The 20,220-nt window shown below is 46.5% G+C and carries 22 protein-coding genes; all 22 read right to left on the bottom strand.

Translation table 11 applies throughout. The features are described 5' to 3' along the window. Positions 1 to 7: 7 nt before the first annotated feature. Positions 8 to 1,315: a flagellar protein export ATPase FliI gene (gene fliI, locus QMA39_RS03410; protein WP_027954206.1), complete on the bottom strand. Its 1,308-nt coding sequence runs from the start codon at positions 1,313 to 1,315 to the stop codon at positions 8 to 10. Continuing rightward, a complete protein-coding gene (fliH, locus tag QMA39_RS03405) occupies positions 1,308 to 2,048 on the bottom strand; it encodes a flagellar assembly protein FliH (RefSeq protein ID WP_281657992.1) in 741 nt (246 codons plus the stop codon). The genes fliI and fliH overlap by 8 nt, the downstream gene beginning before the upstream one ends. After that, positions 2,041 to 3,054 (bottom strand): flagellar motor switch protein FliG, encoded by a 1,014-nt coding sequence (gene fliG, locus QMA39_RS03400; RefSeq protein WP_027954204.1) that lies wholly within the window; start codon positions 3,052 to 3,054, stop codon positions 2,041 to 2,043. Before fliG ends, fliH begins: the two co-directional genes overlap by 8 nt. Positions 3,055 to 3,066: 12 nt before the next feature. Beyond that, entirely contained in the window at positions 3,067 to 4,671 is a 1,605-nt protein-coding gene (gene fliF, locus QMA39_RS03395) for a flagellar basal-body MS-ring/collar protein FliF (protein ID WP_281657991.1), read from the bottom strand. Between the two features lie 62 nt (positions 4,672 to 4,733). After that, a complete protein-coding gene (gene fliE, locus QMA39_RS03390) occupies positions 4,734 to 5,045 on the bottom strand; it encodes a flagellar hook-basal body complex protein FliE (RefSeq protein WP_281657990.1) in 312 nt (103 codons plus the stop codon). A gap of 19 nt (positions 5,046 to 5,064) precedes the next feature. After that, positions 5,065 to 5,514: a flagellar basal body rod protein FlgC gene (gene flgC, locus QMA39_RS03385; protein ID WP_027954201.1), complete on the bottom strand. Its 450-nt coding sequence runs from the start codon at positions 5,512 to 5,514 to the stop codon at positions 5,065 to 5,067. Positions 5,515 to 5,517: 3 nt separating this feature from the next. Then, entirely contained in the window at positions 5,518 to 5,907 is a 390-nt protein-coding gene (gene flgB / locus QMA39_RS03380) for a flagellar basal body rod protein FlgB (RefSeq protein ID WP_281657989.1), read from the bottom strand. A 329-nt stretch (positions 5,908 to 6,236) separates the two neighbouring features. Beyond that, positions 6,237 to 7,016, bottom strand: coding sequence for a GTP-sensing pleiotropic transcriptional regulator CodY (gene codY, locus QMA39_RS03375; RefSeq protein WP_027954199.1), 780 nt, complete (start codon positions 7,014 to 7,016; stop codon positions 6,237 to 6,239). Between the two features lie 26 nt (positions 7,017 to 7,042). Next, positions 7,043 to 8,440 (bottom strand): HslU--HslV peptidase ATPase subunit, encoded by a 1,398-nt coding sequence (gene hslU / locus QMA39_RS03370; RefSeq protein WP_281657988.1) that lies wholly within the window; start codon positions 8,438 to 8,440, stop codon positions 7,043 to 7,045. Positions 8,441 to 8,452: 12 nt separating this feature from the next. After that, entirely contained in the window at positions 8,453 to 8,998 is a 546-nt protein-coding gene (gene hslV, locus QMA39_RS03365) for an ATP-dependent protease subunit HslV (protein WP_281657987.1), read from the bottom strand. 5 nt (positions 8,999 to 9,003) lie between these two features. Further along, positions 9,004 to 9,903 carry a tyrosine recombinase XerC gene (gene xerC, locus QMA39_RS03360; RefSeq protein ID WP_027954196.1) on the bottom strand — a complete coding sequence of 300 codons (900 nt, stop codon included), beginning with the start codon at positions 9,901 to 9,903 and terminating at the stop codon, positions 9,004 to 9,006. Between the two features lie 287 nt (positions 9,904 to 10,190). After that, on the bottom strand, positions 10,191 to 12,266 hold the full coding sequence (gene topA, locus QMA39_RS03355) for a type I DNA topoisomerase (RefSeq protein WP_027954195.1): 2,076 nt from the start codon (positions 12,264 to 12,266) through the stop codon (positions 10,191 to 10,193). A 158-nt stretch (positions 12,267 to 12,424) separates the two neighbouring features. Continuing rightward, complete coding sequence (gene dprA, locus QMA39_RS03350; RefSeq protein WP_281657986.1) at positions 12,425 to 13,306, bottom strand: DNA-processing protein DprA; 882 nt, start codon at positions 13,304 to 13,306, stop codon at positions 12,425 to 12,427. Between the two features lie 75 nt (positions 13,307 to 13,381). After that, positions 13,382 to 14,284, bottom strand: coding sequence for a succinate--CoA ligase subunit alpha (gene sucD / locus QMA39_RS03345; protein WP_027954193.1), 903 nt, complete (start codon positions 14,282 to 14,284; stop codon positions 13,382 to 13,384). Positions 14,285 to 14,301: 17 nt separating this feature from the next. Further along, positions 14,302 to 15,462: an ADP-forming succinate--CoA ligase subunit beta gene (gene sucC, locus QMA39_RS03340; protein ID WP_027954192.1), complete on the bottom strand. Its 1,161-nt coding sequence runs from the start codon at positions 15,460 to 15,462 to the stop codon at positions 14,302 to 14,304. A gap of 210 nt (positions 15,463 to 15,672) precedes the next feature. After that, positions 15,673 to 16,434 (bottom strand): ribonuclease HII, encoded by a 762-nt coding sequence (locus QMA39_RS03335; protein ID WP_281657985.1) that lies wholly within the window; start codon positions 16,432 to 16,434, stop codon positions 15,673 to 15,675. A gap of 100 nt (positions 16,435 to 16,534) precedes the next feature. Then, the gene (gene ylqF, locus QMA39_RS03330; RefSeq protein ID WP_206932561.1) at positions 16,535 to 17,377 is read right to left on the bottom strand and encodes a ribosome biogenesis GTPase YlqF; all 843 of its coding nucleotides are present in this window, start codon (positions 17,375 to 17,377) and stop codon (positions 16,535 to 16,537) included. Between the two features lie 10 nt (positions 17,378 to 17,387). Further along, positions 17,388 to 17,939, bottom strand: coding sequence for a signal peptidase I (gene lepB / locus QMA39_RS03325; RefSeq protein WP_027954189.1), 552 nt, complete (start codon positions 17,937 to 17,939; stop codon positions 17,388 to 17,390). Between the two features lie 116 nt (positions 17,940 to 18,055). Beyond that, positions 18,056 to 18,400 carry a 50S ribosomal protein L19 gene (gene rplS, locus QMA39_RS03320; RefSeq protein ID WP_027954188.1) on the bottom strand — a complete coding sequence of 115 codons (345 nt, stop codon included), beginning with the start codon at positions 18,398 to 18,400 and terminating at the stop codon, positions 18,056 to 18,058. Positions 18,401 to 18,531: 131 nt separating this feature from the next. Then, the gene (trmD, locus tag QMA39_RS03315) at positions 18,532 to 19,260 is read right to left on the bottom strand and encodes a tRNA (guanosine(37)-N1)-methyltransferase TrmD (protein WP_281657984.1); all 729 of its coding nucleotides are present in this window, start codon (positions 19,258 to 19,260) and stop codon (positions 18,532 to 18,534) included. Position 19,261: 1 nt separating this feature from the next. Further along, the gene (gene rimM / locus QMA39_RS03310) at positions 19,262 to 19,777 is read right to left on the bottom strand and encodes a ribosome maturation factor RimM (RefSeq protein ID WP_281657983.1); all 516 of its coding nucleotides are present in this window, start codon (positions 19,775 to 19,777) and stop codon (positions 19,262 to 19,264) included. 4 nt (positions 19,778 to 19,781) lie between these two features. Continuing rightward, positions 19,782 to 20,168: a YlqD family protein gene (locus QMA39_RS03305; protein ID WP_027954185.1), complete on the bottom strand. Its 387-nt coding sequence runs from the start codon at positions 20,166 to 20,168 to the stop codon at positions 19,782 to 19,784. Between the last annotated feature and the right edge of the window lie 52 nt (positions 20,169 to 20,220).

Genomic DNA, 20,220 nt, shown 5'->3' with positions numbered 1-20,220 from the left:
AATCCCCCTATTCAAATAACCCTTTCAAATCTTCCACCGAACCTTCATAGCTTGCCGGTTCATATACATCCTGCTTTAAAAACTTCACCAGATGCGGATAGTAGGAAATCGATTCATCAATGTCCCGGCTGGACCCTTTTTTATAAGCGCCAATTTGAATCAATTCTCTGTTCTCTTCATACGTCGCCAGATGAGCACGGAGCTGGGATGCTGCATGGGCATGATCCTCTGTGACAATCTGCTTCATCACGCGGCTGATGGATTTCAGGATATTGACTGCAGGAAACCTTCCCTGCTCAGCCAGTTTACGATCAAGAACAAAATGGCCGTCCAGAATACCGCGGACTGTGTCAGCGATCGGTTCGTTTAAGTCATCCCCATCTACAAGAACGGTATAGAAGGCTGTAATCGTTCCCCTGTTGGAAGCCCCTGTACGTTCCAAAAGCTTTGGAAGGAGAGCGAAGACAGACGGCGTGTATCCTTTCGTAGTCGGAGGTTCGCCAGTGGCCAGACCGATTTCACGCTGGGCCATTGCAAACCTTGTGACGGAATCCATCATAAGGTTGACGTTATAGCCAAGGTCACGGAAATACTCACTGATGGCTGTCGCCGTATAGGCCCCTTTCACTCTCATTAAAGCCGGCTGATCTGAAGTTGCCACAACAACAATGGACCGCCTCAGCCCTTCTTCTCCAAGATCATGTTCGATAAATTCCCGGACTTCCCGGCCCCTCTCTCCAATTAAGGCGATCACATTCAAATCCGCCGAGCTGTTTCGGGCAATCATGCCCATCAACGTACTTTTTCCAACACCACTGCCTGCAAAAATCCCTACGCGCTGCCCTTTGCCGACACTCAACAGGGAATCAACCGCACGGACACCGACTTGTATCGGCTCTCTTACCGGCGGCCTTGATAAAGGGTTCGGGGGGTCCTGAATCGTCGGATATTCCTTCAACCCCTTGGGCAGCCGGCTCCCGTCCAGCGGCTGTCCGGAAGCATCCAGCACACTCCCGATCAGGCCTCTGCCCACATGAATGTTCAAAGGGGATCCAGTAGCTTCCACCAGACTTCCAGGGCTGATATGAGTCACTTCCTGATAAGGCATAAGCAGAATGTTTTCATCATGGAAGCCGACCACTTCCGCCTGGATAGTTACCTGTCCATTTATCGGCGAATGAATGGTACACACTTCTCCAATCGAAGCTTCCGGACCTTTGGACTCAATCATCAGACCGACAACGCGGTGAATTTTCCCGTAGCGCTTATACGTATCTGCCTGGCGGATCACAGATTCAAAAAAAGCTTCATTCATCTGCAGCCGCCCTTTCTGCAGCTTTCAAGACGGCTTTACGAAGTTCTGTCAGCTGTGTATCAATTCCTGCATCGATAATTCCAAATGGGGATTCGACTCTGCATGTTAAAGGAGGCAGTTCTGCCTCAACGTAGATGGAAAGGTCTGTATTGTGACGGACCGCTTCATGAAGCTCTTCCCTCTGCTCCTGTAAAAGACCGAACTGATCCGGGTGAACATAAATGGTCACTTCTGGCTGCGCCTGCACTTCTTCAATGGCTGCACTGACCAAGGGAAGGAACGCTTCCGGTTGTTCCACCAGTTGTTTTTTCACGATTTTCTCCGCACACGTCAAGGCAAGGTCCAGAATCATACGTTCACTTTCCTTCACCTTTTCTTTTTGAAGGAGCCCGGCTTTTTCAACGACAAGATTCGCTTGTTCGATCCGGCTTTCATACACCTGTCTGCCTTCCTCCTTCCCTTTAGATGTTCCTTCTTCAAAGCCTTTCCGGAAGGCTTCATTTTCAATGACTTTTCTTTCTTCCTCCCAGGTCTGTTTCATTGCTTCAATTTCGGCAGTCGTCTGTTGGATCATCTCCTGCTTTCTAGTCTGAAGATGATGGATCTCCTGTTGGAGGGAATGCTTGTGGTTCTCCAGATTCTCTGAGCTGTATTCCTCTTCAGAAGGATGCGGGGCCGGATTTACTTTCTTGATTTGAATAACCCTGCCGGTATCCCGGGGATAGTTAGACAATGATGTCATCTCCCCCGCCTCTGGCGATAATGATCTCGCCAATGTCTTCTAAATGTCGAATAGTGGAAACCACTCTTGTTTGAGCTTCTTCCACATCACGCAGGCGCACAGGACCCATAAATTCCATTTCTTCCTTAAAGGTCTGGGCCATGCGGTCGGACATATTATTGAAGACAACTTCTTTCACTTCTTCACTGGACACCTTAAGCGCAAGACGCAGATCATCCTGATCAACATCTCTGACCACACGCTGGACAGCCCGGTTATCGAGGGCGACGATATCTTCAAACACAAACATTCTCTTTTTAATTTCCTCTGCCAGGTTTGGATCCTGTGTTTCCAGGGAATCTAAAATGGTACGCTCTGTACTGCGGTCAACCCCGTTCAATACTTCGACAACTGCCTGAATACCGCCCGTTTCCGTGTAATCGTTAGTGACAGTGGCCGATAATTTCTTTTCAAGAATCTGCTCCACCTGACTGATGATTTCAGGAGACGTCGAATCCATCACGGCAATTCTTCTGGCCACATCGCCCTGCTGCTGCTGTGGAAGTTCTGATAAGACTTGTCCAGCCTGCTCGGCATCCAGGTAGGATAGTACGAGAGCGATTGTCTGGGGATGTTCATTTTGAATGAAATTTAAAATTTGTCCGGGATCAGCCCTTCTGGCAAAATCGAACGGTTTCACCTGAAGAGAAGAGGTCAGACGACCGATGATATTTGACGCTTCTTCCACGCCCAGTGCCTTTTCCAGGATCGTTTTGGCATATCCGATGCCTCCCTGGGAAATGTAGTCCTGGGCTAAAGCAATTTGATGGAACTGATCAAGAATGTCTTCTTTCTTGTCAGCTTCTACTTTTTGAACAGAAGAAATCTCCAAAGTGAGCTGTTCAATCTCTTCTTCTGTCAAATGTTTATATACCTGTGCAGCAACGTCGGGTCCCAGAGATATGAGGAGGACGGCTGCTTTTTGTTTTCCTGTCAGTGTCTGCTTGTTCAAAGCCATCTTCAGACCTCCTTAATCATCCGAAATCCAGGAGCGCAGTAACTTCGCAAAATCCTCTGGCTTTTCTTTCGCCATCTTTTCCAGCTGTTTCCGTTTTTGAGTTGATTCATCTTCTTTTTCCTTTATTTCCGGAATTTCTGTTTTTTCTTCAGGTACGGCGCTTTCCTCTGTATACACGTAAAATTCTTCTTCCTCTTCCTTGTTCCGTCTCAATAATCTCCAGATTAAAACAATGATGACCAGAAGCAGTCCACCAGCCACGATGTAGGCCCACATCGGAAGCCCCGTTGACGGTTCACCGGTTGGAAATTCCACTTGACCACTGAATTCCTGGAATACGATCGAAACCTTTCCGTCGGTATTCTCCTGCTCGTATTCTTCATTGATGGAAGTTGTAATCATCGAGTCCACAATCGATTGAACACTTTCCTGAACGGTCTGCTCTTCTGCTGCAGTCAAATACTCAATAGATCCGTCTTCGTTTACGGATTTTTTGTTATCCACAGCCACCTGAATACCGAGGTCCCGTACTTTATACGGACTTTCCTCTATATTCTTCTTAATCCGATTGAATTCGTTATTGATCGTTTCTTTTTTCATTTCATAATCGCCGCTGCCGGTTTCGCCAGCTTCATAGTTCGGAATATCTTCGTCCCCTGTTCCGGCCGTTCCGCCTTCGGGTACAACACCGTCTTCGTATGTCTCTTCAATCAATTCCATACTTACAGGGAGCCCTTCCATTGTTTCGGGGTCCACCGGTTCCACAAGCTCTTCCACACGGTTTTCTTTAGTGAAATCAATATCTGCCGTTACGGTTGCAATTACTTTCTGCTCCCCGATCATCATACCGAGCATATGCTGCAGCCGTTGCTTGATATCTTTCTCAATATCTGATTTGACCTTCTGCTGGTATGTATACATATCTTCCTGTCCAGCCAGTTCAGATTGATTGTCAAAATAATTAAAATTTTGATCCATGATGACGATATTATCTTTAGACAAGTCGGGAACGGACTTGGAAACAAGGTTATAAAGCGTTTCAACCTGGCTCGCTTCCAGCTGATACCCCGGCTGGACATCAAGGACAACTGACGCTGAAGCATTCGCTTCGGCATCAGCAGCAAAAAGCTGTTCTTCAGGCATGTTAATCATCACTTTTGCATTTTCAATCCCTTGAATACCTGTGATCAATCCCGCCAGTTCCGTCTGCATAGCATCCAGTTTGATGACATCAAATTCATTGTCTGTCATCCCCCACTGTATGTTATTACTGAAAAAGCTGTAGTCGATCGTTCCACTGTTCGGAATGCCCGAGGCTGCCAGATCTACAAGAAGCCCCTCCACCTCTGAGTCAGGAACGAGAATGCTTGTCCCCCCCTGATCAAGCTCATAAGGGATGCCGCGTGTATCCAGTTCCGCTTTTATCTGTCCGGCTTCCTGCACAGTAATATCCTTGTAGAGAGGTACCATCCCCGTATTGGATGCCAGCACACTGATCACGATTAAAGCAATAATCAGCACAGCTCCTGCAATTGTCATCAAGCTGCGCTGTCCTTTGCTGCGGCCTTTCCAAAAAGCAGTCAGCCGCTCTTTAAATACATGTAATTGCTCTTTCATAACTGCCCCCAAAAAAATTACGATTCAAACGAATCGTATAATGCAAATCTTCTAATGAACTGCTATACCTGCATCCGCATCATTTCTTTATATGCGTCGATAACTTTGCTCTGCACTTCCACAGCCGTCTGCATCGTAATACCGGCTTTCTGGGATGCAATCATGACATCGTGGAGATCATCGATTTCGCCGGTGGCGAGAGCCTTCGTTTTTTCGTCTGATACGACCTGGACGTGATTCAGCTGTTCCACGGCGTTCTTTAACTGACCGGAAAATGAACGATGGGACTCGCTTGGGGAAACCCCTTTCTGCCACTGTGACTGCACAGGTTCGGATATTGATTTCACACTCGTTAATGGAATCATTTCTGCCATCCGTTATCTATCCCCTTTCTTATCTGCCAATCTCTAAAGCTTTCATCAGCATACTTTTCGAAGCGTTCAGCGATGTTACGCTGGCTTCATATGAACGTGTTGCACTCATCATATCCACCATTTCCTGCAGGGGGTCCACGTTGGGAACTCGAACATATCCTTCGTCATCCGCATCAGGATGGGACGGGTTGTACGCCATCTTGAATGGTTCTTCGTCCTCCACAATTTCCGATGCTTTCACACCTGATGCGCTGCCGTTCTCCGTGGATTGCTGCAGAACGTGCCTGAAATTCTGCCTCTCCGGTTCCAAGACAACCATCTTCCTTTGGTATGGTTCCCATTCTCCAGCTTCATTGATGGAAGCTCTCGTGGAATTCGCATTGGCAATGTTGGATGATGCAACATCCATACGCAGCCTCTGGGCCGTCAATGCACTGCCGCTGGCGTTCATAGCCTGAAAAATACTCATCGATTAACCACCACCTTTTAATACGGATTGAAGACTTTGAAACTTCCCGTTCATACGTTCCACCAGCGCCTGATATTGGATCTGGTTCTGTGCCAGCTCGTTCATCTCTTTATCTATATCCACATTGTTTCCGTTCGGATGATAGGATGAATCATGCTTCTTATATGTAGTATAGGATTGACCAGCTTCACCGCTGAAGTTGATATGTCCGGCATGTGTTGTTTTGGTCTGAAACGACGCTTCCTTGGCAAGGATATCTTTGAAAGCCACCCCTTCTGCCTTGTATCCCGGCGTATCTACATTGGCGATATTATTGGATAACGCTTTGTTCTTGGCCGCAGAATAATCGAGAGCACCCTGAAGGGACGTAAATGTTTCATTAAACAGGCTCATCTATCCACCTCTATCCTTTATTCGACATTTTTTCCATAACCACATCTTCAATTTTAAAAAAATTACTTAAAATTTGTCTATACAATCCTGATCTTTTTTACGAGAGTATTACAAATAGTACATATTAACTATGATAAATTACCTTAAAAAGTTCATGATATTGGTAAAAGTGTCGAAAAGAATCTTATAATGAACATTATGTCATAAAAATGTGTCGAATAGTATGTATTTATTGGAAAATAAAAAAATAATCCATTAGGCATACAGCAGAGGCTGTATTATATATAAATGGATAAAAATAAAAAAGCAGGCACACGGCCTGCTTTCCTTTAATTTGTGCGAAGCTTCTGAAGCTCCAGCAAGAAATTATTATTAAGAACTTTAATATAGGTTCCCTTCATCCCAAGAGAACGGGACTCGATGACTCCTGCACTTTCCAGTTTACGGAGTGCATTTACGATGACAGAACGGGTAATCCCCACTCGGTCGGCAATTTTACTTGCCACCAGCAGTCCTTCATTGCCTTCCAGTTCATCAAAGATATGTTCGATGGCTTCAAGTTCACTGTAGGACAGAGAACTGATCGCCATTTGCACAACAGCTTTGCTCCGCGCTTCCTGCTCGATTTCCTCTGTTTTCTCATGAAGAATCTCCATGCCTACAACAGTGGCACCATATTCAGCTAGAAGAAGGTCATCGTCATTGAAATTTCCGTTAAGACGGCTCAGAATCAATGTACCCAGGCGCTGTCCGCCTCCGATGATCGGAACGATGGTTGTCAGACCGTTCTCAAACAAATCGCGGTTTTCAATAGGGAAGGCAGTATATTCACTGTCGATATCAATATCAGGTGTTGTCTCCTGGATATTGAACAGACTCTGGGTATACTCCTGCGGGAACTGGCGGTCAGAAAGCATCGCCTTCATACGCTCGTTCTCAATCTCCTGATTAATCGCAAAGCCAAGAAGCTTTCCGCGGCGGCTCAGTACGAATGTGTTGGCTTCAATAACATCACGCATCGTGGCGGACATATCATTGAAGTCGACGGACTTTCCTGTTGTTTTCTGCAGCATTGCGTTGATCTTACGTGCACGGTCTAGTAGTTTCATGTGCATTTCCTCCTTGTTGATCTCTCCTACAAGATAAATCGGCTGAGATCTTTGTTTTTAACAATTGATGATAATTTACTGTCTACATACTGCGGTGTAATTTCGATGGTTTCCATCATGACATCCGGAGCTTCAAACGATAGATCCTCAAGTAGTTTTTCGAGAATCGTATGAAGTCTGCGGGCACCGATATTATCTGTTTCCTGATTCACTTCATGAGCGATTTCTGCGAGTCTGGTAACAGCATCGTCAGAAAATTCAACCTTTATACCTTCGATTTCAAGTAAAGCTTTATATTGTTTTAAAAGGGCATTGGAAGGCTCCATTAATATACGCTTGAAATCGGCGACGCTGAGCTTGTTAAGCTCCACACGGATCGGAAAGCGTCCCTGCAGTTCAGGGATCAGGTCAGATGGTTTGGACATATGGAAGGCCCCTGCTGCTACGAAGAGGATGTGATCGGTCGCTACAGGTCCATACTTCGTTACAATCGTGGATCCCTCCACAATCGGAAGAATATCACGCTGTACACCTTCCCGTGATACATTCCCCTGGTTGTCTCCCTTTGCCGCGACCTTATCAATCTCATCGATAAAGATCATCCCGGACTGCTCTACTTTATAAACCGCTTCCTGTCCGACTTCATCCATGTCCACAAGTTTTCCCGCTTCTTCCTGGGTCAGCACTTTTCTCGCTTCTGATACGGAAAGGCGGCGCTTTTTCTTTTTCTTCGGCATAAACTGGCTGAATGCATCCTGCATGTTCATCCCCATCTGTTCCATTCCTGAACCTTGGAGCATATCAAACATGGAAGACTGCGATTCTTCGACCTCTATCGTCACCATGCGGTCTTCCAGCTCACCTATATCGAGCTGGTGGCGGATCCGGCTCCGCTTCGTTTCGATTTCAGCTTCTTCCTGAGACTCATCGGGTTGGTTGTCCTGCTGGCCATTTTGGTTAAACAACATTTCAAAAGGGTTCTTGAAATTATTATTCTGCTTCTTTTTGGATGGAACGAGAAGTTTCACCAGTCTTTTATCCGCCTGTTCTTCAGCCCGGTCCTTGACCGCGTCCATTTTCTCTTCCTTGACCATTCGGACCGCCATTTCGACGAGGTCGCGCACCATGGATTCGACGTCACGGCCGACATAACCGACTTCCGTGAATTTGGTGGCTTCAACTTTTACAAAAGGAGCTCCTACAAGCTTGGCAAGTCTGCGGGCGATTTCTGTTTTACCTACGCCTGTCGGACCCATCATCAAAATATTCTTAGGAACAATTTCGTCCTTCAGCTCATCAGTCAGCTGCATGCGGCGGTAACGGTTCCTAAGAGCAATAGCGACGGAGCGTTTGGCACTGTCCTGTCCAATAATGTATTGATCAAGTTTTTCTACAATTTGTTTAGGGGTTAACTGTATAGACATTCCTGGTCCTCCTTATTCGAGAACTTCCAAAACGATCTGATCATTTGTAAACACACAGATTTCTCCGGCAATTTCCAGCGCAGCTCTTGCGATATCCGGAGCAGACTGATCCGGGGAGTATCTCTTTAATGCGCGTCCGGCGCTGAGAGCAAAGTTTCCGCCGGATCCGATGGCAAGTATTCCGTCATCTGGTTCAATGACTTCCCCCGTTCCGGAGACGAGAAACATTTTTTCTTTATCCATTACAATCAGCATGGCTTCCAGTTTCCTTAGTACCTGGTCACTGCGCCACTCCTTGGCCAGTTCCACAGAAGCTCTTGCCAGATTACCGTCATAATTCTCAAGCTTGCCTTCGAATTTCTCAAAAAGTGTAAAAGCATCGGCTACGGAACCGGCGAAGCCTGCGAGCACCTGATCGTTGAACAGTCTTCTCACTTTCCTGGCTGTATGCTTCATCACTACCTGATTTCCTAAAGTCACCTGTCCGTCCCCGCTCATGGCTGATTTCCCATTATGCTGGACGGCAAAAATTGTCGTGGCGTGAAATTGCTGATCCATGTGGTTCACCTCTTATTCGCTCTTGGATGGCTGTTCATATATACATTTCTCAGTCGATCCTTGGTTACATGCGTATAAATCTGTGTGGAGGATAAATGCTCATGGCCGAGCAGTTCCTGAACGGACCGCATATCAGCCCCCTCGTTCAGCATATGTGTAGCAAAGGTATGCCGGAGCTTATGAGGGTGAACATCCACAGTTAACGCAGCTTCTTTCACCATTTTATTTAAAATCAAACGGATTCCATCAGCCGTAAGCGGCCCTCCCCGGGCATTGAGAAACAATGTCCGGACTGGGTCCTTATGTTTAGACGCTAAGTCAAGACGGCCGTCTTCCATGTATGTTCGGAGCGCTTGTGAAGCTGACTTTCCAAAAGGAACATACCGCTCTTTTCTTCCCTTCCCGAGGACAAGAGCTGTGTTCAGGGAAAAGTCCAGGTCTCCTGTTTTCAACTGGACACATTCACTCACACGAATTCCCGTTCCATACAACAGTTCGAGAAGAGCCTGATTTCTCTGTCCGAGTGGATCTGTCAGATCACTGACTTGAAAAAGCTGATCCAGTTCCTGTTCATAAAAGAAATTAGGAATAGGGGCTTCCGCTTTAGGAAGCGACACATTGGCGAACGGGTTGCTGTCAAACCAATTCTCCCTTTCTAAATACTTAAAAAAACTCCGGAGACTGGACACTTTCCTGGAAACAGTTTTTCTCGCGTACCCGGCTTCATACTGCTTTGTTAAAAATACTCGGACGGTGGAATAATCACAGTTCTCAATGGCTGTACCTTCCGCATGAAGGAAAGTATAGAACTCATCAATATCTCTGCCATAATGTTTGATTGTCAGAGGGGACGCGTTCTTTTCAATCTGAAGGTACTCCATAAAAGAGTCTTTATAGGAATGCATGAGTTTTTCACCTCACAAAGGCGATTAAATTTTATCACACCATTGACTGAATAAACAATGGATTTAATTAAAATGTAACAAAATTCTGAATTGTTTCCAAGTCTGAACAATTAATTGGAAAAGATTACAGTATTTCCGACTCCAGCCGCTGTGCCATCAGTGCTGTCAAGTATGTAGCCTTACCAAAGCGTAATTATAGCGTCCAACTCCACCCGTGTCAATTAAAATAATTGGAAAGAGCCTATGACTATAAGGATAGTCATAGGCTCTTGAAAATATAACAGGACTCAGGCCTGCGGTTCTTCTTTATAATCACAGCTGGTACATTGGATCTGGGTACCTTTCTTGACTTTCTTCTCTACAAGCAGGGACTCACATTTCGGACATGGCCGGCTGATCGGTTTATCCCAGGAAATAAAATCGCAGTCCGGATAATTTTCACACCCGAAGAACTTCCGATTCTTCTTACTCTTCCTTTCCACCACTTCTCCGTCTTTACACTTCGGACAAGTCACTCCGACCTTTTTCAAAATCGGCTTCGTATTCCGGCACTCCGGGAAGTTGGAACAGGCGAGAAACTTTCCGTAGCGTCCCATCTTATAGACCATTTCATGGCCGCATTTTTCACAATCAATGCCTGCAGGCTCATCCTTGATTTCCACTTCTTCCATTTCTTTTTCTGCTTTTTCCAGTCTCGGCTGAAAACCTTGATAAAACTGGCCGATGATGTTGGCCCATTCCTCTTTGCCTTCTTCAATGGCATCAAGGTCATCTTCCATTTCCTTCGTAAACGCAGCATCGATGATTTCCGGGAAGTACTCGCGCAGTTGATCAAGGACGATTTCACCAAGCTCGGTTGGAACAAATCGTTTATTATCCAAAGCGACATATCCGCGGCGCTGGATGGTATCGAGCGTAGGAGCGTAAGTGGAAGGACGTCCAATCCCCAGTTCCTCCAGCGTTTTTACAAGGCGCGCTTCGGTATAGCGTGGAGGCGGCTGAGTGAAGTGCTGGTTTGGCTTGATTTCCTCTGCCTTCACTGTCATGCCTTCCTCGAGATGCGGCAGGAGCTTATCCTTTTCCTTCTTGTTGTCATCATTGCCTTCCACATATACTTTCATGAAACCTTTGAATTTGACCTCAGAGCCCGTTGCACGGAACTCCACCCCTTCATTGGTCATGTGGACGGTCATCGTGTCAAGGACAGCCGGTGCCATCTGACTGGCTATGAAGCGGTCCCAGATCAGCTTATAAAGACGGTACTGGTCCCTGGAGAGGATACTCTTCATAGCTTTAGGATCTCTATCAGCACCTGTCGGACGGATCGCTTCGTGGGCATCCTGTGCCCCTTCCTGCTTTTTAGCCGCTTTGCCGGCACCAAGAAACTCTTTACCGAAATTGTTTTCCACGTACTGCTTGGCGTCATCCTTTGCAGAATTCGAAAGACGTGTCGAGTCGGTACGCATATAGGTGATCAAACCAGTGATCCCCTGTTTGCCGCCGAGATCAATCCCTTCATAAAGCTGCTGGGCAATCATCATCGTCTTCTTAGCCCTGAAGTTGAGCTTTCGTGCTGCTTCCTGCTGGAGGGAGGATGTTGTGAAAGGAAGCGAAGGATTCCGTCGCCTTTCCCGCTTGTTTACTTTGTCTACTGTAAAGTTCCTGCCATCCAGACGGGACTGGATCGTTTCAACGTCCTGCTGAGTCTTAAGCTCCTGCTTTTTACCATCGACACCGTAGAAAGATCCTTCAAAAGGCTCCTTGTCCTTCAGGAAATCAGCTTCGATGGTCCAGTATTCTTCCGGCTGGAAGTTTTTAATTTCATTCTCGCGGTCAATAATAATTTTTACTGCAACGGATTGTACACGCCCGGCACTCAGCCCTTTTTTCACTTTTTTCCAGAGAATCGGGCTGATGTTGTATCCTACAAGCCTGTCAAGGATACGTCTGGCCTGTTGAGCGTCCACAAGATCTGAATCGATGCTCCGCGGTTGTTTAAAGGAATCTTTAATAGCTTCTTTAGTGATCTCATTAAATACGACACGGCATTTGGACTTATCATCAATGTCCAGGCTGTGGGCAAGGTGCCACGCAATGGCTTCCCCTTCACGGTCGGGGTCGGCTGCAAGGTAGACTTTCTTGGCCTTCTTAGCGGCCGTCTTCAATTCTTTTAATACAGGACCCTTGCCTCGTATCGTAATATACTTTGGTTCAAATTCATGTTCCACGTCCACACCCATTTGACTCTTTGGAAGGTCACGGACATGCCCGAGGGAAGCTTTAACTTTATATTTTTTTCCAAGATAGCGTTCAATTGTTTTTGCTTTTGCAGGTGATTCCACTATTACAAGATAATCTGCCATACAGGTTCCTCCCATAGAGGTGTTTTCTCTATAAATTTTACATAAAATAAATCTTCCCTATTATTAAATACAATGAAACCGTTTGTCAAACCGGTCCTCTCTCTTTATTAGGGAATAACGACTAATTCTTCTTAGTACTGTACCACCTTTGTCATCGATTATTCAAATTTTTCAAACCAGTCTTCGGCTATGTCTTGGTACGTGTGAACAAGCTTGGCCCCTTCATTTATAAGGTGGTGACACCCCTCACTTGTCGGGCTTCCCGCCGGACCTGGAAGGGCATACACGCTTCTCCCCTGCTCCAGAGCCTGGTCTACCGTAATCATTGTCCCACTTCTCATTTTTGCTTCAATGACAAATGTGGCGGGGCTCAATCCTGAAATAAGCCGGTTCCTTTCAGGGAAATGATATTTCTTCGGCGGCATATCAGGAGGGTATTCACTAATGACTATATGATGGTCAGCCATTTGTTTATACAAAGAAAGGTTGTTTGAAGGGTAAATGTGCTCAAAACCCGACCCAAGAACAGCGGCTGTCTTTCCGCCATTATGAACAGCGAGGGTATGCGCATACTGATCAATTCCATAAGCCATCCCGCTGACAATCAAGGCTCCCTGCTTAATGAGTGGAGTGAGCACCTGTTTCATAGCTGGGAAAGCGTAAGAAGAAGGTTTTCTAGTACCGATGACGCTGAGGGAGAAAGCGTTGGAGAGAAGATCGGGATGGCCCTCTATATACAACACTAAAGGAGGGTCGGGAATGGTGCGGAACATAGGAGGAAACCGGTCATCAAACCACGTTAAAATGGTATACCTCCAAAAATAGTTGTCGAGTTTCTTCATTATATTAGGGTCTTTCAGCCTTCGATAAATCATATGGGAGGTGTGGATAGGGATCCCTGTTAAAGAAGCGAATTGTTCGGGGGAAAAGTTTGTGAGGAAATCGAGTTCAGGGTCAGATGTCAGCAGGGTTCTTATCCGTGCTCTGCTTATCATCGAAAGGCTGTGCAGGCCGATCAGTCTGATTCGTTTGGAATTCATACGGCACCTCATTTGTATTGGATTTCATGATAAGGAGGCCGCATCTTTATCGATACGGCCTCCCCGGACTCCCTTTTAATGGGTCTTACATTTGTCGAAAAGATTTTCATTTTTCAATACTTCAATAAGGGTTTCTCCCATGACAGATGGAGTCTCTGCCACTTGAATCCCACATTCATTCATGACACGGATTTTCTCATCCGCTGTCCCTTTACCACCGGAAATGATGGCACCCGCGTGCCCCATACGTTTCCCTGGTGGTGCTGTTCTGCCTCCGATAAAGCCGACAACAGGTTTGTTCATGTTCGCTTTCACCCATTCAGCCGCTTCTTCCTCAGCGGTTCCGCCGATTTCACCAATCATAATGACAGCTTCCGTATCGTCATCCTCATTGAAGGCTTTTAAGACATCAATAAAGTCAGTGCCATTTACAGGGTCACCACCGATGCCGACGGCTGTGGATTGACCGATTCCTGCCTCAGACAGCTGGTGTACGGCTTCATACGTCAATGTACCGGACCGGGATACAACCCCTACATGGCCTTTCTTATGGATGTATCCAGGCATGATGCCGATTTTACATTCATCCGGCGTAATGACTCCCGGACAGTTCGGCCCGACAAGACGCGTCTTCCTGCCTTCCATATACCGTTTCACTTTAATCATATCCAGAACAGGAATATGCTCGGTAATGCAGATGGCCAGATCCATTTCTGCATCTGTCGCTTCCATAATGGCATCTGCAGCAAATGGGGCAGGTACGTAGATGACCGAAGCGTTGGCACCTGTTTTTTCAACCGCTTCTGATACGGTATTGAAAACAGGAATGCCTTCCACTTCTGTGCCGCCTTTGCCTGGTGTTACTCCACCGACAATCTGTGTGCCGTATTCCACCATCTGCTTCGTGTGAAACAAGGCTGTTGATCCTGTAATCCCTTGAACAATCACTTTAGTATCCTTGTTAATAAATACACTCATCTCATTCCCCGCCTTTCCTACTTCACTAGTTCCACGATTTTTTGTGCGCCTTCTGCCATGGAATCTGCAGAAGTAATGTTCAAACCGGATTCATCAAGAATTTTCTTTCCGTCCTCGACGTTGGTTCCTTCCAGACGGACGACAAGCGGAAGTGTCAAACCGATCTGCTTCGTCGCTTCTACGACACCTTCAGCAATGACATCACATTTCATAATGCCTCCGAAAATGTTGACGAAAATCCCTTTTACGTTATCGTCGGATAAAATAATTTTGAAAGCTTCGGTGACTTTCTCCGTCGTCGCACCGCCGCCGACATCAAGGAAGTTCGCTGGATCACCGCTGTAGTGCTTGATAGTATCCATCGTCGCCATAGCCAGTCCAGCTCCGTTAACCATGCAGCCGATATTGCCATCCAGGGCGATGTAGCTGAGATCATACTTGGATGCTTCCACTTCTTTCGGGTCTTCTTCATCCAGATCACGAAGCTCCATGATATCTTTTTGACGGAACAGAGCATTGTCGTCAAAATTCAACTTTGTATCCAGGGCAAGGACGTCCCCGTCTCCAGTAGTGACTAAGGGATTGATTTCAGCTACGGAGCAATCCTTTTTAACGAACACATCATACAAGCCGAGCATGAACTTGACCGCTTTACCTACGGCTTCTTTAGGGATGTTGATATTAAAAGCCAGACGTCTTGCCTGGAAAGGAGTCAGACCTGTAACCGGATCAATGACTTCCTTGAAGATTTTTTCCGGTGTTTCAGATGCCACTTCCTCAATCTCCGTACCCCCCTCTTCAGAGGCCATCATCGTCACCCGGCTTGTAGCACGGTCAAGGACAAGACCGACATAATATTCACTCTGAATGTCGCATCCTTCCTCGATGAGTAAGCGCTTAACTTCCTTGCCTTCTGGTCCAGTCTGATGGGTGACAAGCGTTGAACCCAGTATTTCATCGGCATATGTACGTACTTCATCAAGATTTTTGGCGATTTTCACTCCGCCCGCTTTTCCACGCCCACCTGCATGGATCTGCGCTTTCACGACAGTAACGCTGCTGCCAAGCTTCTCTGCTGCCTCAACAGCTTCATCGACTGTATAAGCTACGTATCCATTTGGCACAGAAACGCCAAAATCACGCATGATTTGTTTTCCTTGATACTCATGAATGTTCATGTTTCATCCTCCCATCAATTTTCACTGCAAGTACATTGTATAAAAAAACGCTGTCAATTGTCCATAAAAAGCGTGATATCTGTCGAAAAATTCAATAGATTAACAAAAATTATCTTATGTAAACAAAAGAGAGTAGGACAGAGCAGATCCGTCTCCTCTGTTCCTACTCCCTTGAAGAGTCTTTTTCAATAACGAAAACGGCTCCCCCTTCTAGAGCATGTTTTTTACGGGAGCAAAGGTTTTCCTGTGTACAGGGGTGATTCCATAGGTTTCAAGGGCCCACAGGTGATCTTTGGTTCCATAGCCCTGGTTGGACTTGAAGTGGTAGCCCGGATACACTTCGTCGAGTTCTGCCATCATCCGGTCCCTCGTTACCTTGGCAATCACACTGGCAGCAGCGATGGATACACTCCGTTGATCCCCTTTGATCAGTTTCGTTTCACTCCATCCATCACCGAGCGTCATCGCGTCGACCAAAAGGTGATCCGGCTCGTGTTTCAACTGGGATACGGCTCGTTTCATAGCGAGCCTGGCCGCCTGATAGATATTGAGCTGATCGATTTCCCCGCTGGATACAATACCGGCTGCCCAGTCGGCATCTCTTGTAATCTGTTCATAAAAACTTTCCCGCCTGGATTCTGAAAGCTGCTTGGAATCATATAGACCTTCCAGATAATAATCATCGGGAAGGACAACCGCTCCTGCGACGACCGGACCAGCAAGCGGCCCCCTTCCGGCTTCATCAATACCGCATACATATTGACGCTCTCCTGCCCAGGCTTCCTTTTCAAACACAAGCATGTCTTCATATTGTTTGCGAAGGGCTTCTTTTTTCTTCTGCCTGTCTGTGTACTGCTTCAACAGGTGCTGTACGCCTTTTCGGGTGTCCCCGGACAGTTCCTCCCATTGGGCTTCTGTCGGCTTCTGTGCCTGCAGCATGGCTTTAATTTCATTGATTGTACGTTTGGACATGTTGGCTCCTCCGTTTCTTTTAATTCGACTGTCGGATCTACAGGTTCACACGCATAAAAAAAGCGCTCCAGGCACGGGCCTGCAGCGCTCCTTCCTGCATCTATTCAGGGGTTTCCAGACTGATCAGCCCGAGTTTTCCTGTGCGTAAATCCTGAAGAATAATATCGGACACTTTTTCAAAATTCACGTGGCCTCCGCTTTCCAGGCAGCCCCGTTTTTTACCAATGTGCTCAAAAACGTCCATCATATCATCAACCTGCTCCAGCCCGAACCGATGTTCAAGCATACTTGGATATTCCCGGCTGAGAAAATCAAGAACGTAGGCGGCTACATCTTCCTTAGGCAGAATTTGATCCTTGATCGTCCCGATGGACGCGAGGCGGTATCCGACCTCTTCTTCCTCAAATTTAGGCCAGAGGATTCCCGGTGTATCCAGCAGTTCAAATTCTTTCTTCACTTTAATCCACTGCTGTTTTGTCGTAACCCCGGGTTTATCTCCCGTTTTTGCGGCTCTTTTATTTACAAGACGGTTGATCAGCGTCGATTTTCCGACGTTCGGGATACCGATAATCATCGCTCTTGAAGCTCTTGGACGAATCCCCTTGGCCACGAGCTTATCGATTTTTTCCTTCCCGAGAGCTTTTGCCTTCTGAACCACCCGCTGGACATCCTGCTTTTGATTGGCTTCAATCGCAACAGCGGGAATATTCTTGTTTTGGAAATAGTCGATCCACTGCTCTGTGACTGCAGGATCAGCCAGATCTTTTTTCATCAGCACAACCATTTTCGGCTTTTCCTGAAGAATCCCGTGAAGCATCGGGTTCTGTGAAGATAAAGGTGCTCGGGCATCGACAAGTTCAATGACAAAGTCAACGAGCTTTAATTTTTCTGCTACTTCCCGTTTCGCTTTTGCCATGTGCCCGGGAAACCATTGTATACTCATGTAAATCCTCCTAATTAACGATACGGATACGGTCCAGCGGCCAGTAGGATAACACAGCTTCTCCAACCAGCTGCTCTTCCGGAATCATGCCGAGAACACGGCTGTCTGTTGAATTGTCCCGATTATCCCCAAGGACAAAGACATGACCTTCAGGCACTTCCTCAAAACCCCCTGGAATGTCCTCCTCCATCCTGAAGTCACTGGTCAATCTTCCGTCTTCCGGAAGCTGCGCCTTTCTTTCTTCAAGAAAAGGCTCCTCCACCCGTTCGCCATTCACATATAACTGATCATTTTCATAGGCGATGTGATCCCCTGGGATACCGATGACCCGTTTTATGTAATCTTTCTGTTCTGTTGCATGAAAAACGACGACATCAAACCGATCAGGAGAAGTCAGACGTTTATGCAGCTTACTCACAATGAGGTGATCTCCACTATGAAGTGTCGTAAGCATAGACGGTCCTTCGACGACAACAGGTGCAAAAATAAATACCCGTACAATCACTGCCAGAACAGCAGCAATGGCAAATGCTTTGACCCAGTCCAACCACTGTTGCTTCATTTCCCCACTTCCCTGTCTTATGACGTTCATCTTCGCTGTTTTCATCGTATAACAGCTGGAACTTATTATAAAGTAGAAAAAAGGAGCTTGGCATACGCAAGCTCCTTTTCACCGGTTTAGATAATTTCTTTAATACGTGCTGCTTTACCACGAAGGTTACGTAGATAGTAAAGTTTCGCACGGCGTACTTTACCACGACGGGAACGTTCGATTTTAGCAATACGTGGTGAATGAACTGGGAATGTACGCTCAACACCTGTACCGTAAGTAATCTTACGAACTGTGAATGTTTCGCTGATTCCACCGTTCTGACGTTTAATAACAACACCTTCGAATACCTGGATACGCTCACGGGTGCCTTCGACAACCTTCACGTGTACTTTGACAGTGTCACCAGGACGGAAGTCAGGGTGATCTGTACGAAGCTGTTCTTTTGTAATGTCATGAATCAACTGTTGCATGATCTTCACTCCTTTTTAACTAATGCTCTTGTCTTCTAAGAGGCAGCGGAACATCGTTTTCCACTTAAACCGATCGTTTAAGCACAAAATTTAATATACCATAGGGGGAGAAAAACTTCAACCGTCGGCTGTTAATTTTTCCACTCATCGAGCCATGTTTTTTCCTGATCCGACAGCTCTTTCTTCTCTAACAGGTCCGGTCTGCGTTCATACGTACGCTTCAGAGACTCTTTGTGTCTCCATTCATCGATTTTAGCGTGATTGCCCGAAAGAAGGACATCAGGGACCTTCATCCCCCGGAAATCCGCCGGCCGCGTATAATGAGGATGCTCCAGGAGGCCGTTGGAAAAGGAATCCATCGGAGCCGACTGTTCATTTCCGAGCACCCCGGGAAGCAGACGGACGACGGAATCAATGACCACCATTGCTCCGAGTTCACCACCAGTGAGCACGTAGTCTCCGATGGAAATCTCATCGGTCACAAGCTCTTGGCGGATGCGCTCATCATATCCTTCATAATGGCCGCAGATAAATACAAGATGGTCTTCCTCAGAAAGTTCTTCCGCCTTCTGCTGGGAATAAGGTTCCCCCTGTGGACAAAGCAGGACGACACGTGGAGACTTTTCCGATTTTTCCCGGATGGCCTCAATGCTGTCGAAAATTGGCTGCGGGGAGAGTACAAGACCGGCTCCACCCCCGTAAGGATAGTCATCCACCTTATTATGCTTACTTGTTGTGTAATCACGGAAATTCACATACTCATATGAAAAAGCCTGCTGCTCACGAGCCCGCTTCATAATGGAATTCTGTAGGACACCTTCGAACATTTCTGGAAACAGCGTTAATATATCCATATGCATGTCAGTCCAGCAGCCCTTCTATTGGATCGATGATGATCGTTTTTTCCGTTGGATTTACCTTCTTCACAACCGGTTCGATATAAGGAATCAACAGATCTTTGCTTCCCCGGCGCTTAACGACCCATACGTCGTTGGCCCCCGGTGTCAGAATTTCTTTAATAACCCCTAGTTCTTCCCCTGATTCAAGGCAGACGGTACATCCGATAATCTCATGAAAATAAAATTCATGATCTCCGAGTTCTTCCTGTTCCTCTTCTGAAACCATCAAGGTCACGTTCTTCAATGGTTCCACATCATTAATGGATGGAAGACCCTCAAAGCTGATCAGATCGAATCCTTTATGGATCCGGTGACTACGCACGACCAAGGTCTTTGTTTCCTGTTTATCATTTACCCAATACAAAAGCTGCCCGGGCTGGAAGCGCTCTTCAAAATCCGTGATTCGATGAACTTTGACTTCTCCTTTGATGCCATGTGTATTAATAATTTTTCCGACATTAAACATTTGTCTATCCATGTTATTACCTCGCTCGTATGACTTTTCCATCTTTAATGATGATCTGGCGGTCCTGGACAATGTCTTGCCACACGTCACCTTCCTCGATCGTGACAAGGGTGTCGACTTCGTCCGTTTCCAGCTCGCTTCCATCTGGAAGGATATCAAGCTGTTTACGCTGATATTCCACCCACCTGAGCTGATCTTTCCGGCGGCCGATCTCACGGGAAAACCTCCGCTCCACTTCCTGTTTGGATACACCGGGTTTGCGCTCCAGTTTCTTCTGTTCAAAAGCAAGCTGCCGGCATTCTTCATCAAGCTGGCGCTCCCTCTGGTTGAACCTTTCTTTAAGCTGGGCCCGGCTGGAATCTGTCAGGACTTGTTTGACAGGTACTTTTCTGATGATCTGCATGCACTGACCGCCTCCCTATCCTAAAGATTACATAGTAAAAAAGGGAAAGGTT

Source organism: Halobacillus sp. Cin3, assembly GCF_947311855.1.
GTDB classification, from domain to species: domain Bacteria; phylum Bacillota; class Bacilli; order Bacillales; family Halobacillaceae; genus Halobacillus; species Halobacillus kuroshimensis.
This window is presented reverse-complemented; position numbering and strand designations above follow the sequence as displayed.

Bases quoted from the DNA above. Each gene is read 5' to 3' on its own strand.
- QMA39_RS03305 (WP_027954185.1), bottom strand. From the start codon at position 20,168: ATGCAGATCATCAGAAAAGTACCTGTCAAACAAGTCCTGACAGATTCC.
- hslU (WP_281657988.1), bottom strand. From the start codon at position 8,440: ATGTCTATACAGTTAACCCCTAAACAAATTGTAGAAAAACTTGATCAA.
- fliG (WP_027954204.1), bottom strand. From the start codon at position 3,054: ATGGCTTTGAACAAGCAGACACTGACAGGAAAACAAAAAGCAGCCGTC.
- fliI (WP_027954206.1), bottom strand. From the start codon at position 1,315: ATGAATGAAGCTTTTTTTGAATCTGTGATCCGCCAGGCAGATACGTAT.
- xerC (WP_027954196.1), bottom strand. From the start codon at position 9,903: ATGCATTCCTATAAAGACTCTTTTATGGAGTACCTTCAGATTGAAAAG.
- sucD (WP_027954193.1), bottom strand. From the start codon at position 14,284: ATGAGTGTATTTATTAACAAGGATACTAAAGTGATTGTTCAAGGGATT.
- flgB (WP_281657989.1), bottom strand. From the start codon at position 5,907: ATGAGCCTGTTTAATGAAACATTTACGTCCCTTCAGGGTGCTCTCGAT.
- QMA39_RS03335 (WP_281657985.1), bottom strand. From the start codon at position 16,434: ATGTCCAAACGTACAATCAATGAAATTAAAGCCATGCTGCAGGCACAG.
- ylqF (WP_206932561.1), bottom strand. From the start codon at position 17,377: ATGAGTATACAATGGTTTCCCGGGCACATGGCAAAAGCGAAACGGGAA.
- trmD (WP_281657984.1), bottom strand. From the start codon at position 19,260: ATGCATATGGATATATTAACGCTGTTTCCAGAAATGTTCGAAGGTGTC.
- fliE (WP_281657990.1), bottom strand. From the start codon at position 5,045: ATGGCAGAAATGATTCCATTAACGAGTGTGAAATCAATATCCGAACCT.
- codY (WP_027954199.1), bottom strand. From the start codon at position 7,016: ATGAAACTACTAGACCGTGCACGTAAGATCAACGCAATGCTGCAGAAA.
- lepB (WP_027954189.1), bottom strand. From the start codon at position 17,939: ATGAAGCAACAGTGGTTGGACTGGGTCAAAGCATTTGCCATTGCTGCT.
- sucC (WP_027954192.1), bottom strand. From the start codon at position 15,462: ATGAACATTCATGAGTATCAAGGAAAACAAATCATGCGTGATTTTGGC.
- rplS (WP_027954188.1), bottom strand. From the start codon at position 18,400: ATGCAACAGTTGATTCATGACATTACAAAAGAACAGCTTCGTACAGAT.
- topA (WP_027954195.1), bottom strand. From the start codon at position 12,266: ATGGCAGATTATCTTGTAATAGTGGAATCACCTGCAAAAGCAAAAACA.
- flgC (WP_027954201.1), bottom strand. From the start codon at position 5,514: ATGAGTATTTTTCAGGCTATGAACGCCAGCGGCAGTGCATTGACGGCC.
- dprA (WP_281657986.1), bottom strand. From the start codon at position 13,306: ATGAATTCCAAACGAATCAGACTGATCGGCCTGCACAGCCTTTCGATG.
- hslV (WP_281657987.1), bottom strand. From the start codon at position 8,998: ATGGATCAGCAATTTCACGCCACGACAATTTTTGCCGTCCAGCATAAT.
- rimM (WP_281657983.1), bottom strand. From the start codon at position 19,777: ATGGATAGACAAATGTTTAATGTCGGAAAAATTATTAATACACATGGC.
- fliF (WP_281657991.1), bottom strand. From the start codon at position 4,671: ATGAAAGAGCAATTACATGTATTTAAAGAGCGGCTGACTGCTTTTTGG.